The 13,004-nt window shown below is 60.2% G+C and carries 13 protein-coding genes and 1 pseudogene; 9 read left to right on the forward strand and 5 right to left on the reverse strand.

Annotation, left to right across the window (positions count from 1 at the left end):
* The first annotated feature begins 111 nt into the window (after positions 1-111).
* Complete coding sequence (locus AC1DLT_RS00985; RefSeq protein ID WP_247036224.1) at positions 112-330, forward strand: hypothetical protein; 219 nt, start codon at positions 112-114, stop codon at positions 328-330.
* Positions 331-517: 187 nt separating this feature from the next.
* On the opposite strand, the gene AC1DLT_RS00990 is transcribed toward AC1DLT_RS00985, so the two are convergent.
* A complete protein-coding gene (locus AC1DLT_RS00990) occupies positions 518-1,915 on the reverse strand; it encodes a Do family serine endopeptidase (RefSeq protein WP_477485574.1) in 1,398 nt (465 codons plus the stop codon).
* Between the two features lie 441 nt (positions 1,916-2,356).
* Between AC1DLT_RS00990 and AC1DLT_RS00995 the strand changes: the two genes are divergently transcribed.
* Both AC1DLT_RS00995 and AC1DLT_RS01000 read left to right on the forward strand, forming a co-directional pair.
* On the forward strand, positions 2,357-2,482 hold the full coding sequence (locus AC1DLT_RS00995; protein ID WP_477485575.1) for a hypothetical protein: 126 nt from the start codon (positions 2,357-2,359) through the stop codon (positions 2,480-2,482).
* A 266-nt stretch (positions 2,483-2,748) separates the two neighbouring features.
* Positions 2,749-3,057 (forward strand): DUF982 domain-containing protein, encoded by a 309-nt coding sequence (locus AC1DLT_RS01000; protein ID WP_080719359.1) that lies wholly within the window; start codon positions 2,749-2,751, stop codon positions 3,055-3,057.
* Positions 3,058-3,426: 369 nt separating this feature from the next.
* On the opposite strand, the gene AC1DLT_RS01005 is transcribed toward AC1DLT_RS01000, so the two are convergent.
* Positions 3,427-4,539: a site-2 protease family protein gene (locus AC1DLT_RS01005; RefSeq protein WP_477485576.1), complete on the reverse strand. Its 1,113-nt coding sequence runs from the start codon at positions 4,537-4,539 to the stop codon at positions 3,427-3,429.
* Positions 4,540-4,687: 148 nt separating this feature from the next.
* Positions 4,688-4,876: pseudogene (locus AC1DLT_RS01010) on the reverse strand (chromate transporter); the annotation flags it as partial.
* Positions 4,877-5,016: 140 nt separating this feature from the next.
* Here AC1DLT_RS01010 and AC1DLT_RS01015 point away from each other — a divergent pair.
* The 3 genes from AC1DLT_RS01015 (at position 5,017) to AC1DLT_RS01025 (ending at position 8,105) form a co-directional block, all read left to right on the forward strand.
* On the forward strand, positions 5,017-5,226 hold the full coding sequence (locus tag AC1DLT_RS01015; RefSeq protein ID WP_477485577.1) for a hypothetical protein: 210 nt from the start codon (positions 5,017-5,019) through the stop codon (positions 5,224-5,226).
* A gap of 112 nt (positions 5,227-5,338) precedes the next feature.
* Positions 5,339-6,493, forward strand: a complete 1,155-nt coding sequence (locus AC1DLT_RS01020) for an HlyD family secretion protein (RefSeq protein WP_477485578.1) — start codon at positions 5,339-5,341, stop codon at positions 6,491-6,493.
* Between the two features lies 1 nt (position 6,494).
* Positions 6,495-8,105, forward strand: a complete 1,611-nt coding sequence (locus AC1DLT_RS01025) for a DHA2 family efflux MFS transporter permease subunit (protein WP_477485579.1) — start codon at positions 6,495-6,497, stop codon at positions 8,103-8,105.
* Between the two features lie 66 nt (positions 8,106-8,171).
* Here the strand turns inward: AC1DLT_RS01025 and AC1DLT_RS01030 are convergent, their stop codons facing one another.
* Together AC1DLT_RS01030 and AC1DLT_RS01035 are read right to left on the reverse strand one after the other, a co-directional pair.
* Positions 8,172-10,166 (reverse strand): protein-L-isoaspartate(D-aspartate) O-methyltransferase, encoded by a 1,995-nt coding sequence (locus tag AC1DLT_RS01030; RefSeq protein ID WP_477485580.1) that lies wholly within the window; start codon positions 10,164-10,166, stop codon positions 8,172-8,174.
* A 100-nt stretch (positions 10,167-10,266) separates the two neighbouring features.
* Positions 10,267-10,518 carry a YMGG-like glycine zipper-containing protein gene (locus tag AC1DLT_RS01035; protein ID WP_046601825.1) on the reverse strand — a complete coding sequence of 84 codons (252 nt, stop codon included), beginning with the start codon at positions 10,516-10,518 and terminating at the stop codon, positions 10,267-10,269.
* Between the two features lie 308 nt (positions 10,519-10,826).
* On the opposite strand from AC1DLT_RS01035, the gene AC1DLT_RS01040 reads away from it, so the two are divergent.
* The 3 genes from AC1DLT_RS01040 to AC1DLT_RS01050 all read left to right on the forward strand — a co-directional run bounded on the left by AC1DLT_RS01040 (position 10,827) and on the right by AC1DLT_RS01050 (position 12,996).
* On the forward strand, positions 10,827-11,327 hold the full coding sequence (locus tag AC1DLT_RS01040; protein WP_477485581.1) for a sigma-70 family RNA polymerase sigma factor: 501 nt from the start codon (positions 10,827-10,829) through the stop codon (positions 11,325-11,327).
* 131 nt (positions 11,328-11,458) lie between these two features.
* Entirely contained in the window at positions 11,459-11,983 is a 525-nt protein-coding gene (locus AC1DLT_RS01045) for a (2Fe-2S)-binding protein (RefSeq protein WP_477485582.1), read from the forward strand.
* A complete protein-coding gene (locus AC1DLT_RS01050; protein ID WP_477485583.1) occupies positions 11,980-12,996 on the forward strand; it encodes an FAD binding domain-containing protein in 1,017 nt (338 codons plus the stop codon). The genes AC1DLT_RS01045 and AC1DLT_RS01050 overlap by 4 nt, the downstream gene beginning before the upstream one ends.
* Positions 12,997-13,004: the final 8 nt, after the last annotated feature.

Here is a 13,004-nt window from a genome sequence, read left to right on the forward strand (position 1 = left end):
GAACGCTGATCCTGATGCCATTCACGTTGGAGATCACAATTCCGTAGGAAGCCGGTTGATCTGCAGTTTTGGCCGCTATCTTCCCGGAAGAAGCCGAAAGGAGGCAGTTCCATGGATCTATCTTCTGAAAACGTAATCGCCGTTCTCGGACCCGTCGACGAAACCCTGGTTGCCGATATCCTGGCGACAGGAGCTTCGGTTCGCGATCTGGCCGAAGCCTGGGCTTGGGTGAATGCTGACGAAGCGCTGATGAACGAAGGACGAAAACTGCCAACGGGAAAGGTAGCGGAGTTGGTCGATCTGCTGGAGATCGATGACGAAGAGCCTTGATCGTCAGACGCCCGTCAATTTTGGCTGATCGTCCAGGAGATCTGTCATGCCGGCTCTCACACAAATGCAGACACTGGTAACGAGAGGAAGCTGCGGGATTGGCGCTGGCATCGTCAAGACGTTGGCAGAACGAGGCGCCGGCCTATCACAGCTTTGCCGAGAGGGGACAAATGACTTGCCTTTAAGATCACGATCGGGCCACGGCAACAAAAAGGAATTGTCCCTGCCTGCTGATGCGAAACAGTATGGGTTTGTTCTGCTGACGGGACTTCGCCCACTGCTCTTCGATATCGGATGGTTGGGTTACGCTCAGGTTGTTGGCCGACACGATCACGTCGCCGGCCTCAAGACCGTTGTCAGCGGCGAGACTATCAGGTGCCACGTCTTGCACAAACACTCCGGTGGTGCCCGGCGGGACACCAAGCTGCTGAAGCGCTTCCTCCGGGATAGGACCGAGCGATAGTCCAAGCTGGTCGCCCGCTTCCGGCGTTGGCGCAATTGCACTCGTCGGTGTCTCGTCATCGGTGCGCTCGCCAATGGTTATCGTGACCTCCTGCGCAGAGCCGCCACGGTTGCTTGCGAGTGTTGCTGTCGTCCCGGGCTTTTGGTTCGTCACCGCAAGCGTCAGGTCACGGGGGCTCTGGATATCCCTGTCGTTAAAACGCGTGATCACATCACCCGACTGTACGTCTGCCTTTCCAGCGGGGCTACCGGGATCGACGGAAGCCACCAACGCCCCCTTGCTGTCCGGTATTCCGAGCGCCCGGGCAATCGATGGGGTGACCTCCTGGAGATGCACCCCGATAAAGCCGCGCTCGATCCGGCCGGTCCGGATCAACTGTTCGACGACGGGCCGGGCGGTGCGGGATGGTACTGCAAAACCAATGCCGATGCTGCCGCCCGATGGCGAGACAATGGCGGTATTGACGCCGATCACTTCGCCCCGCGCATTGAACAGGGGGCCGCCGGAATTGCCCTGGTTGACTGAGGCGTCAGTCTGAAGAAAGTCGTCATAAGGGCCGGCTTGAATGTCGCGCGAACGAGCAGAAAGCACTCCGACAGTGACGGTTCCCCCGAGCCCGAAGGGGCTGCCGATCGCGATGGTCCACGCACCCGGCTGCAAGGCGTCCGAGTCACCCCAGACGGTCGCCGCCATATCGGGCCGCGGATCTATTTTCAGCACCGCAATATCGGTTGCCGAATCATGACCGACGAGCCGAGCGGGCGCAGTGCGCTTATCGGTGAAGACGACATGAATTTCATTGGCATCCGCAACAACATGGTTGTTCGTGACGATATAGCCATCCTTGCTGATCACAAAACCGGAGCCAAGGGCCTCTCGCACCTGTGGCTGGACCGGTGCGGAGCCGCGGCCATCGAGAGGACTAAGGAAATCGTTCGTTGGCTGATCTTCGATAATCTGCCTGGTCGTGATTGCGACTACGGCCGGTATCTTCTGGCGTACGATAGCGGTGAAGTCGTTGGGGATTTCCTGCGCTGCGACCGGAGCAATACCGGCGGCCGAGAGCATCAGAATGCCAGCAATCATGCTGACATATATTCGCTTTTTCGAACCTGCAAACATGGTTTATCACTCCAGTTTCAGTAATTTCGATGGCGCAACCGGTTAAAGTTTCCCCGACTGCTTCCGCTATTATTCAACCATCGAATTCGCAGCTGCCGCGCTCCAAACGCTGGCCCATGCTTCAAACCTGTCCGGTATTGATCCGAAAGGCCTTATCAAACCGGCGGTACGGACACGGAGTGTTCGGAACCGATCGCGGATTTGAGCCGTCGACTTCACGGAGTCTGCCGGCAAATATTATCGGTTAACGGGCGACGAGGCAGCGCCCTTTCGGTCGTATCCGTAACCAGATCCCTCCGGAAAAGTTCCCTGACGAGACTACGCCTTGYAACGAAACGATCTGCTAACCCAAATGGCCAAACGCGAAATAAATCCGGACGCGGTAGTCGCCTAACCGGCCGCTCCGCACGTCGTTCAAACGCTCTCTAAATGGAGGCTGAAATGAACCAGGGGACAAACGCCAAGCTCTGCGACGTAGCCAACCTGATCCTTGGAGCGATATTGTTCTTCTCTCCCTGGCTTTTCGCTTTCGCGGCAGGCCCGCAGTCGCAGAACTCGGCAGCCTGAACGCATCGCCGCCAGCTGCATAAACTCGTCTGCTATTGCCACTTCGGGGCAACAGTCAGCGCGAGGACGGTTGCCCTTTATATCCGTGCGCAGGCCGTCGCAGGCGATCGATCCGGCACTGGCGGATGAACCCATGAGAATGCCGGCGGCTTTCATCCTGATGCGCCGATCGCCCCATAAACTGCCGCCGAGGGCATTCCCTCGCCACATTTGCCAATAACAATCGCGGCTGTCTTTTCATCCGGTGAACATGAAAGGAAGTCGTCATGGAAATTCCAGATAGCCCATTCTCGTGTCCTGTGACTACGCGTCTGCAATCAGGCCTTGAGCACACGTTTCAGAATGCATACGACGCTTTGGATTTTCTTGAGAACGAATGGCCATCGCGTCGCGGGGAACTTTGGCACAGAGCAGTTCGCAAATGCCGTGCCGCGGTGGAAAGTTCCGCACCCTCCGATATCGCCCAGGAAGCTTTCGTATCCGCTTGCCTTGAGGCGGGCATGCCTTTTGTCTGGACAGATGACATAGAATTTTCCCAGGCCCCCGCGGGGAGGAGGGCGGCCCCATCACATTGACCGGACTGTTCCTTTGAGGTGGCCCACCTCCCCTGCCCTCGTCCCCTCACTTTCGACCACTGCGTTTTCTGCAAAAGGATGATCGCCATCCCGATTGTGCAGCAAGCGTGGTCGAAGGTGGGGCATGCCCGATCTTCATGTCTTCAGGATTGCGGTTTTGGGCGGCTCGTCATTCTCATCCGGATTGGGATTCGGCTCTTCGTCGGGCAGACGGTCTGGTTCAGGCTCCTTGATGGGAGGTATCGGCGTGACTGGTGGTGGCACCGGAGGTACAGGATGAGGAATGGGTTCGACAGGATCTTGAGCCATTGCAAATCTCCTTTCTGGCCCAAACCGAAATTCTGTAATTGGGTTCCAGTGCGGAGGAGCTCATTGCTGTCTGCGCAGGTGGCCAAAGCGAAAACCGCCTGATACGGCGGCACGAACCATCATCATTTCTCCGATCGTCTCATGCGTCATGAGGCCTATGAGATGATCCGCACCGTCTACAACGGCGATGGCCGGCACATTTCCCTGCTGCATCAATCGCAAGCTCTCTTCCAGGCTTTTGCGATAATGGATTTTTGGAATATCGACGCGCATCGCGCTTGCGACAGGCGTGTCCGGACCCTTGTCCTTCAAGCTGCGGATCATGTCGTCACGCGTCAGAAGACCTTCAAAACGGCCGTCTGAATCGACCACCGGAAATTCGCGTTGTGTTGTCGCAAGCAGCATTTCAATTGCCTCGTCGATACTCGCCGAACGATCAAGCCTTGCGAATTTGGTGACCATGACATCGCTGATCAGAATGCTGCCGGAGACCTCGCGGATCTGCGCGTTCTGCCCTTCTGCCGCCGCTGCGAGATAAACGAAGATGCCGATGAAAATCAGCAGCGGGTTATAGAAGAGGCCCGCGAAAACAAAAACGAAGGCGAGCCCTTGGCCGGTCGCCGCGGCAATCTGTGTGGCACGCGACCAGGTGAGACGCGAGGCGAGAGCGGCGCGCAGCACCCGGCCTCCATCCATCGGAAAGGCGGGGATCATGTTGAAGAAGACAAGAAAGATGTTGACGCCGGCGAGCCTCGTCAAGAAGCCGATACCCGGATCATCGACTTTGACGATCTGCTCCACTCCCACCGATGTGCCGAGCACAAGAACGATCAGCCCTGCGATCGCCACATTGACCAGCGGACCGGCGATGGCAATCAGCAGTTCCTGATATGGCTCTTCGGGCATGCGCTCAAGACGAGCGACACCACCAATCGGCAACAAGGTAATATCCGGCGTTTTGATCCCGAAGTAGCGCGCAACGGCGATATGACCGAACTCGTGCAACACGACGCAGGCAAAGACGGATAGGATGAAGGCAATGCCCTCCCACGCAGCCGGCGCGCCGCCCATCCGATAATGCGCGAGCCATACCCAGACAAGCAGGAGCGCAAAGGTGATGTGCATGCGCACTGCCGTGCCGCCGACCGTCCCGATCTTGAAGGACCAACCCATCAGGCACTCCCTTCCGTTCTCTTTTTGCCGGCGATGACGTTCCCCGTACACCAACAACGAAGTTGCATGGCTTCCGGTTGCCTGGCGAGGATTTCGGCCGCATCGGGCAACGACCATTCTGGACGACGGGCCGTCCTTCCTGTTGCCGAAGCGCGGATGGAAGCGTGAATGCCGCCCAGGCGGCAAGCGCCCCCAGCGGCCCTCCGTGCAGCAAGCCCAGAGCAAAACCAACTTGGCTGGAAGCCGGACTTGGCAGAAACTGACAGAGCGCGACGAGGTCTGCATACCCCGACGCGTCAATCCATTTCCGGCGGATGACCAGCTCGTTGCGGAAATAGGCTGCTACTCCGCAGGAATTCACAGTCCACGCACTCTCGAAATCCGATATCGGGAACCGAGAATAGAGGCAAAGAGTTAGACCTGGAACCGGGCAGGAACTGGCGAGTTGATCGAAACGTCCACCATAGGAGAGACCCCATGGCTAACCGAGCCGATCATGATCCGCGTCACCATACGCAGAAGATGCAACAGCATCTTCTGGAGACAATGGACCATCTCCGGGAAGATATCGAAAAAGTCGATGAACCTCAGTTGAAGGCGATGTTCGAGACATCCGCGGAAGTGCTGGGCGGTCTGAAGAAGGCATTCTCCGACTATGAGCAAAAAAACGAGGCCGCGTGGCAATGACTGCGGATGACCATCTTCGAACCTGAAGTTGCGGCAACTGCGCTTCCCGTCAGGAACCTAAGCCGGCTTCCCAAGTTTCGGGTGCTTGCGCAGCAATCTTCGGAGGCATCCCTTGGCTCAAGCTCAGCGCGCCGTTCCTGATGACGAAGCGAACCGCCCCACCGATCCCGAAGACGAGAACCGGGAAAGGGAAGCGCAGGCATCCGATCAGAAGGAAGACGAAAAGAAGCCCTCACTCATCCGCCGGCATCCCTGGAGGATCATTTTAGCGGCCATTGTGCTGATCGCGCTGGTGTTGGCGGCCTATTTCGTCTGGCTGATCTATTTCCATCCCTACGAGACGACCGACGACGCCTTTGTGGACGCCCGCAGCTTCTCGCTGGCAGCCAAGGTTTCCGGTTATATCGATGAGGTTGCCGTCCGTGACAACCAGCACGTCGCTGCTGGCGCGGTGATCGCCAGGATCAACCCGCGCGACTATCAGATTGCCGTCGATCAGGCCGAGGCCCAGATCGAATACGCAAACGCTGCGATCGCCAATGCCGCCGCCCAGATCGAGGTCGCAACCGCCGCCGTCGACGAAGCGCGTGCGCAAGAAGCCTCCACCGTGGCTGCACTGCAATTTGCCCAGGACGAGGCGACCCGCGAGCGCCGGCTCGTCCAGGGCGGAGCCGGCAGCCAACAGGCCTCGCAGCAGGCTGAGGCGAACCTGCGGCAGGCTCAGGCCGCCTATAGTCAGGCGCAAGCACGCGTCACGTCGGCAATGAAGAACAAAGTGGCTGCCGAGGCCCAGCGCAATAGCGCCGCCGCCAGCCTCAAGCAGGCAGAAACCCAGCGGGAAAGCGCCGAGCAGAATCTTAATTATACCACGCTGACCGCAGCTCAGCCCGGGCGCGTCGTGAAACTGAGCGGCTCGAAGGGCCAGTTCGTCGAAGCCGGCCAGGCGATCGCCATGTTCGTTCCAGACGAAATCTGGGTGACCGCGAATTTCAAGGAAACGCAACTCGCCGACATGCGGCCCGGCCAGCCGGTCGATCTGACGATCGACGCTTATCCGGACCACGTCCTGCACGGCAAGGTGGACTCGGTCCAGCCGGGTTCGGGCACGGCCTTCTCTCTGTTGCCCGCAGAAAACGCGACCGGCAACTACGTGAAGGTAATTCAGCGCGTGCCGGTGAAAATCGTCGTCGACCAATGGCCGACGGATGTGGGGATCGGTCCCGGCATGTCGGTCGTACCGACCGTGACCGTGAGACCAAGGAACTGACATGGCCAATGCAGCGACGACAGGCGGTGCCGGCGAAGAACGTGCGGACCGCAGCACCAATCCATGGCTGGTGGCGGTGGTCGTTGCTCTCGCCGTCTTCATGGAAGTACTGGACACGACGATCGCCAATGTCGCGCTACGCTATATTTCCGGCGGCCTGGCGATCAGTTCCGACGAAGCTTCCTGGGTCGTCACGACTTATCTCATTTCCAATGCAATCGCTCTGATCGCTTCGAGTTTCGTCGCCCAGCGTTACGGCCGCAAGCGCTTCTATCTCATCTGCCTTGCGCTTTTTACGGTCGCGTCGATTCTCTGCGGGCTCGCCTGGAACCTGCCCTCGCTCCTGATCTTCCGGATGATCCAGGGTTTTGCCGGCGGCGGCATGGTACCGGTGTCGCAATCGATCCTGAGCGATTCCTTTCCGCCGGAAAAACGCGGTCAGGGTTTTGCGGTGTTCGGCATCGCAGTGGTCGTTGCTCCGGTGATCGGCCCGACGCTCGGCGGCTACATCTCCGACAACTTCTCCTGGCACTGGTGTTTCCTGATCAATGGCCCCGTCGGCGCCTTCGCCCTTGTGCTCGTCTATCTCCTGGTGCAGGAGCCGGAAGCGCTTCGCAGGAAACGCGAGGAAATGCGGCGCCAGGGTATTCGTTTCGACGTGATCGGATTTCTACTGGTCGCGACTTTCCTCGGGGCGCTGGAGCTGGTGCTTGATCGCGGTCAGGTGGAGGACTGGTTCGACTCGACCTTCATCATCGTCACCTCCGTGATCTGCGTCTCTGCCTTGCTGGCCTCGATCCCATGGCTTCTGACGGCGAAAAATCCTGCCGCCGATATCAGGTTGCTCGCCACCCGGCAGTTCAGCTCCTGCTTTATCGTCATGCTGGCGACCGGCGCAATTCTGATTGCCACGACACAATTCGTGCCGCAGGTGCTGCAGCAAAACTACGGATACACCGCCACTTGGGCCGGCCTGGCGCTGTCTCCCGGCGGTTTCGTGACCATGGTCATGATGTTCGTCGCCGGCCAGTTGAGTTCGAAAGTCCAGCCAAAATACCTGATCGCCATCGGCGCCGGCATTATTGCCTTCGCGATGTATGATGTGACGCGTTTGAACCCCGACCTGAACTTCGGTTTCTTCGTCTGGTCCCGGCTCTATCTCGGACTCGGCCTGCCGCTCATCTTCATTCCGATCACCTCGGCGTCCTATGCCGGGCTCAGGCCGGACCAGACGGACCAGGCTTCCGCGCTCATCAATGCGGCGCGCAACACCGGTGGTTCGATCGGCGTATCGATCGCCTCCAACGTGCTTGCCCATCGCGAACAGTGGCACCAGAGCCGGCTGGTGGAGCACATCGTGCCCTCCGACCCGGCCTTTATCGAGACGATGCGAAACCTGCAGCATTTCCTCATGGAGCGCGGCTCGTCCATGGCGGATGCGCAGAATCAGGCAATCGGCCTTATCGGCGAACAGGTACGGACGCAGGCGAGTTATCTCGCCTATATCGATGTCTTCCATGTGCTTGCGGTCATCTCTGCCTGCGCGATCCCGCTGGCGCTCATCCTGCGCAATATAGATTTGAAGACCGGTGGCGGCGGTGGGGCGCACTGACGCGTTCCGCGAACAATGCGGGGTTCATTGCTGTCGCCCAGGCTCATCGCGAAGTAGAGCATCGCTCTATTCACCGAATGGATAGGTTTCCGGCATGCCACGATGATGCTCGGGGCCGAGCGGCGTCACCGCTTGGGTCTCGTCGAACCAGACATAGGCATCGAATTGCTCGGAAAGGACCGCCTGACTGTAGTGGCTCCACAGCTCCGTGTCGGGCCGGTAGATGACGCCGATGAAGCGCTCGAGCCGCGGCTCCGAGAGGCGGCGTCTCAAAGGCTCGTGTTTGCCAGGCGAAAGGTCGAGGAGGAAGCTGTGCTTATCCGCCTCATGGCACAGGCGCTCGTAGCTATCGTGGCGAGAGGGATTGACACGCATGACGTGCATGTCGCCATCCCAGTCGTTCGCGGCGGCCACCGTGCCGGTATGGGTGCCAAAACCGATCAAGGCCGCCTCGCCTGCGAAAGCCTCTCTGCAGAGTTGGCCGATGTTGAACTCATCACGCGTTGCGCCCATATCGGTAAAGCGCGCGTCGCCGATGTGGCTGTTATGCGCCCAGACGACCGCCTTGGCATCCGGTCCTTTTGCGTCGAGCAGGTGCTGCAACGTTTCGAACATGTGGGTGTCGCGCAGATTCCAGCTTTCGGCTCCGCCATAATACATGATGCGGTAATAGCGCTCCGCGGATGCGATCAGCCGCGCGTTCTGGGTGGCATCGAGAAAGGCGTCGCCATCGTTCTTCGCATAGTCGAGCCGCTTGCGCAGCAGCGCCTGGCACTGCTCGATCACCGCCTGCTCGCATTCCACATAGCCGCGGCTGAGCGCCGCCCGGCCGTAGGTGGCCGGGTTCTTCTGCCAGGGCGTCAGGCAGCCGTAGCGCTCGCGCGCCACTGCCGCCGCCTGCGGATCGACTCGATCCAGATAGTCCAGCACGGCCCCGATCGAGCCGGACATGTTGTAGATGTCGAGCCCGTAGAAGCCGGCACGATCCTCCATGGCATCGAGACCCGCATTGTGCTCCCGCATCCATTCGGTCAGTGCCAGAACTTCCGTGTTGCGCCACATCCAGGTCGGGAAGCGTTGGAACGGAGGCTCCTCACGTTCGGACGCGGTCCGGTGTCGGACGTATCGGTCAACTCTCGCCGCATCCGGCCAATCCGCCTCGACTGCGACAATCGTGTATCCCCGATGGACGATCAGGTGGCGCGTGATTGCGGCACGGGCCCGATAAAATTCCGCTGTCCCGTGGCTCGCTTCGCCCAGCAAAACCACACGTCGGTCGCCGAAGCGGTCGAACAGGCGGCCGAAGGCGGGGTCGTCGAAATCCGGCAGGTCCTCGGCCGCTTGGGCAATCATCTCCGGCAGGCTCTGCTTGCGCGAGGCGCCGGGCTTGTGATTGCTTGCGGCGCGCCGACCATCCTCGGACCATCCCTGCTCCCCGATCAGCGGCACGAATATGACCGCCCCGAGGTTCGATTCTTCATATTCGGCCTCGGTGCGTCGGATGACCTTGCAGAGGGTCTGGCCAGACTCCTTTCCCACGGGGATCACCAGCCGCCCGCCCACCGCGAGCTGCTCCTTCAGTGCCGGCGGCACCGCCGGACCGCCTGCGGCCACCAGGATAGCGTCAAAGGGTGCATGCTCCGGCAGTCCGCGTGTACCGTCGCCGGCGATCACGTCGATATTGTCGTAGCCGAGATCCGTCAGCCGCTGTCTTGCGGATGCGACCAGAGCTTCATGCCGTTCGATTGCATAGACGCGCTCGGCGATTTGACCGATCACCGCCGCCGCATATCCGGAACCGGCGCCGACCTCGAGCACACGGTCACCCGGACGCACCGCCGCCGCCTCGATCATCGCAGCAACGATATAGGGCTGGGAGATGGTTTGCCCCGCCTCAATCGACAGCGGGGTGTCCTCATAGGCGAATTCTGCCATGCCGTCGGCAACGAAATGTTCCCTCGGCACGGTGCGCATCGCGTTCAGGACATGCTTATCCCGTATCCCGCGCCGCTTTATCTGGACCTCGACCATCTGATCGCGCACGCGCTGGTAGTCGGCCATCCTGGCCTCCTTCCCTTCCGCTCACCTTTCGGACGCCGAGCGTGTTCACCTCCTGCCGAAGAACCGGTTCAGGCGCTAGCCAACAAAGATCGGGAAGCGCTCAGCATCGATCGACATAGCGGTTTCCGTTGCTGTCGCGGTAGTAGCAGCGGCCGGGTTGCCCGGCGACATTCCCGATCAGGGCGCCGGACACGCCACCCACGGCCGCACCAACCGCGGCGCCGCGAACATTGCCCGTTGCTACGCCGCCGACGACGGCACCCGTGGCAGCGCCAATCCCGGCACCCTTCTCTGTTGACGTGCAAGCTGTCAGGCACAACCCGACACAGCCGATGACGATGAACTTCTTCATTTGGATCTCCGTTCCAGTTTGCCCCCGAGATTGGTTTGTCTCCTTGGCCGTCATGGCACGCGACAGGCCGCGCGTCGGCTTTGACTGGACCGTCACGCCGAATTTTCTAAACCGAGACGGCTGCCCGAAGTTCCAAAACAATTGAGCGTGGCTCGAACGGCCTGATATCGCCAATGCATATCTGCGCGGCCCCTTATGCTCATCCGGGTTGGAAACTGGTCGGCGCACGGGGGAGTTTGAATGTCTCAGCAATGCCGGAACAATTGGTTCTCACGGCAGTTCCGTCGGTTGTCTTGTCAGGAGGCCCCATGGCGGTCGATCGTTCCAACTCGCATATTCGTTCGGAGGTCGTGGATCTGATACCAGCGCTCAGATCCTTCGCGCGGCGATTTCACCGGACATCGACCGACGTCGATGATCTCGTGCAAGAGACCCTTCTCAGAGCGCTGGCGAATATCGACAAATTTCAACCGGGGACCAGCCTGAAATCCTGGCTGTTCACCATCATGCGGAACACGTTCTGCACGAAGTTTGGGCTCGCTAAGCGAGAGGTGATCGGCCTGGGAGAAGGTATTTCGCCACAGCCGTCGGTCCAGGCGCCTCAAGAATGGTCGGTTCGCGCTCGGGAACTCGAGAAAGCATTTTTGGAGTTGCCCGCTCACTATCGCCAGGCTCTGGATATCGTCCTGATCCAGGGGGAGAGCTACGAGGTTGCGGCACAACGTTGCGACTGCCCGCTCGGGACCATCAAGAGCCGGGTCAACCGTGCCCGCATCCATCTTGCCGCCCAGCTCGGAGAAAATATCTAGTCCAATATCGGCGCCCCCCGTCGCGGAAGGAGACGCCGAGAGATTGGCCGTAAGGACGATAGGAACAATCCCTACCGGCTGCCGTTAGGCGCCTATTCAACCGCCGGATCTCCCAACGAAAGGCAGCCCCGATGGACAAAGGGACCTCAAGCTCCGCCCTTCCGACTTGCGCAATCTCGCTCAACATCAACGGCACGAACCGCGTGCTTGATATTCACCCATGGGTCACGTTGCTCGATCTGCTGCGTGGTCCGATGGAGTTGACGGGCACCAAGAAAGGCTGCGACCACGGCCAGTGTGGCGCCTGTACGGTCCTCATTAACGGCGAGCGGATGAACGCATGCCTGAAGCTCGCCGTGTCAATCGACGGCGCCGAGATCACCACGATCGAAGGGTTGGGAACGCCGCTAGACATGCATCCGATGCAAAAGGCCTTCGTGGAGCACGACGCTTTTCAATGCGGTTACTGCACGGCCGGCCAGATCTGTTCCGCTGTCGGCCTTGTCGCCGAAGGCCGCGCTGATAGCCGCGCCGAGATCCGGGAGCTGATGAGCGGCAATCTCTGTCGCTGCGGCGCCTATACCAATATCGCCGATGCGATCGAGCATGTCTTCGAGCAGGAAGATGTAACACCTCTGCGGGAGGCTGCGGAATGAGACCGTTTTCCTACACCCGCGCCGAAACCGTTCAGGATGCCGTGATCGCGCTTGCGGCGGATCCGGGCGCGCAGCTTCTCGCCGGCGGCACCAATCTGGTCGACTTGATGAAATACGACGTCGCGCACCCGACTGCGGTCGTCGATATCAACTGGCTGCCCCTGAAGGAGATCGAGGATCTGCCCGGCGGCGGCTTGCGCATCGGAGCGCTCGCCAGCAATTCGGCTGTCGCTTATGACAGGCGTGTTCAGGAGCGGTATCCACTGCTCTCCAGCGCCATTTTGGCCGGCGCCTCGCCACAGCTACGCAATGCCGCCACCACTGGCGGAAACCTGCTGCAGCGCACCCGTTGCTACTATTTCTATGACCCCTCCACGCCCTGCAACAAGCGCGAACCCGGCTCCGGCTGTTCCGCGATTGGCGGAACCAACCGCATTCACGCCATCCTCGGCGCAAGCGACAAGTGCATCGCGACCCACCCCTCGGATATGTGTGTGGCGCTTGCGGCGCTGGGCGCGACGGTGGAAATCGAGGGACCGGAAGGACGGCGTGATCTTGCCATGACAGACTTCCACCGGCTTCCCGGCGATCAACCTGAGCGCGACAATACCTTGGCCCCGGGTGAGATGGTGACGGCCATCCGCCTCGAAGGCAATCATTTCGCCCGCCACCAAACCTATCTGAAACTGCGCGACCGTCTTTCCTACGCGTTTGCGCTCGTTTCGGTAGCGGCCGCCATCGATATCGCCGAGGGTAAAATCGTCGACCTGCGCGTGGCACTGGGCGGGGTCGCCCATAAACCTTGGCGCGACACGTTGGCGGAGGCGGAGTTCGCCGGACAGCCGGCGAACGAGGATACTTTCCGCGGCGTCGCCGGGCGGCTCCTTGCTGCAGCCAAGGGCCAGGGCGGCAATGATTTCAAAATTCCGCTCGCGGAAAAGGCGATCGTCCGAGCCCTGAGACAGGCCGCCTCCGGCACGCCGCAGGATCAGGTCGTCAAAGCCGTACAGTGAGGAGGCAG

It is taken from the genome of Neorhizobium sp. 05N33 (genome assembly GCF_056397445.1).

What these genes read in the sequence shown, in the direction of transcription:
- AC1DLT_RS01000 (WP_080719359.1), top strand. Translation starts at nt 2,749, where the DNA reads ATGGAAATTCCAGATAGCCCATTCTCGTGTCCTGTGACTACGCGTCTG.
- AC1DLT_RS00995 (WP_477485575.1), top strand. Translation starts at nt 2,357, where the DNA reads ATGAACCAGGGGACAAACGCCAAGCTCTGCGACGTAGCCAACCTGATC.
- AC1DLT_RS00990 (WP_477485574.1), bottom strand. Translation starts at nt 1,915, where the DNA reads ATGTTTGCAGGTTCGAAAAAGCGAATATATGTCAGCATGATTGCTGGC.
- AC1DLT_RS00985 (WP_247036224.1), top strand. Translation starts at nt 112, where the DNA reads ATGGATCTATCTTCTGAAAACGTAATCGCCGTTCTCGGACCCGTCGAC.
- AC1DLT_RS01040 (WP_477485581.1), top strand. Translation starts at nt 10,827, where the DNA reads ATGGCGGTCGATCGTTCCAACTCGCATATTCGTTCGGAGGTCGTGGAT.
- AC1DLT_RS01005 (WP_477485576.1), bottom strand. Translation starts at nt 4,539, where the DNA reads ATGGGTTGGTCCTTCAAGATCGGGACGGTCGGCGGCACGGCAGTGCGC.
- AC1DLT_RS01045 (WP_477485582.1), top strand. Translation starts at nt 11,459, where the DNA reads ATGGACAAAGGGACCTCAAGCTCCGCCCTTCCGACTTGCGCAATCTCG.
- AC1DLT_RS01050 (WP_477485583.1), top strand. Translation starts at nt 11,980, where the DNA reads ATGAGACCGTTTTCCTACACCCGCGCCGAAACCGTTCAGGATGCCGTG.
- AC1DLT_RS01035 (WP_046601825.1), bottom strand. Translation starts at nt 10,518, where the DNA reads ATGAAGAAGTTCATCGTCATCGGCTGTGTCGGGTTGTGCCTGACAGCT.
- AC1DLT_RS01025 (WP_477485579.1), top strand. Translation starts at nt 6,495, where the DNA reads ATGGCCAATGCAGCGACGACAGGCGGTGCCGGCGAAGAACGTGCGGAC.
- AC1DLT_RS01030 (WP_477485580.1), bottom strand. Translation starts at nt 10,166, where the DNA reads ATGGCCGACTACCAGCGCGTGCGCGATCAGATGGTCGAGGTCCAGATA.
- AC1DLT_RS01015 (WP_477485577.1), top strand. Translation starts at nt 5,017, where the DNA reads ATGGCTAACCGAGCCGATCATGATCCGCGTCACCATACGCAGAAGATG.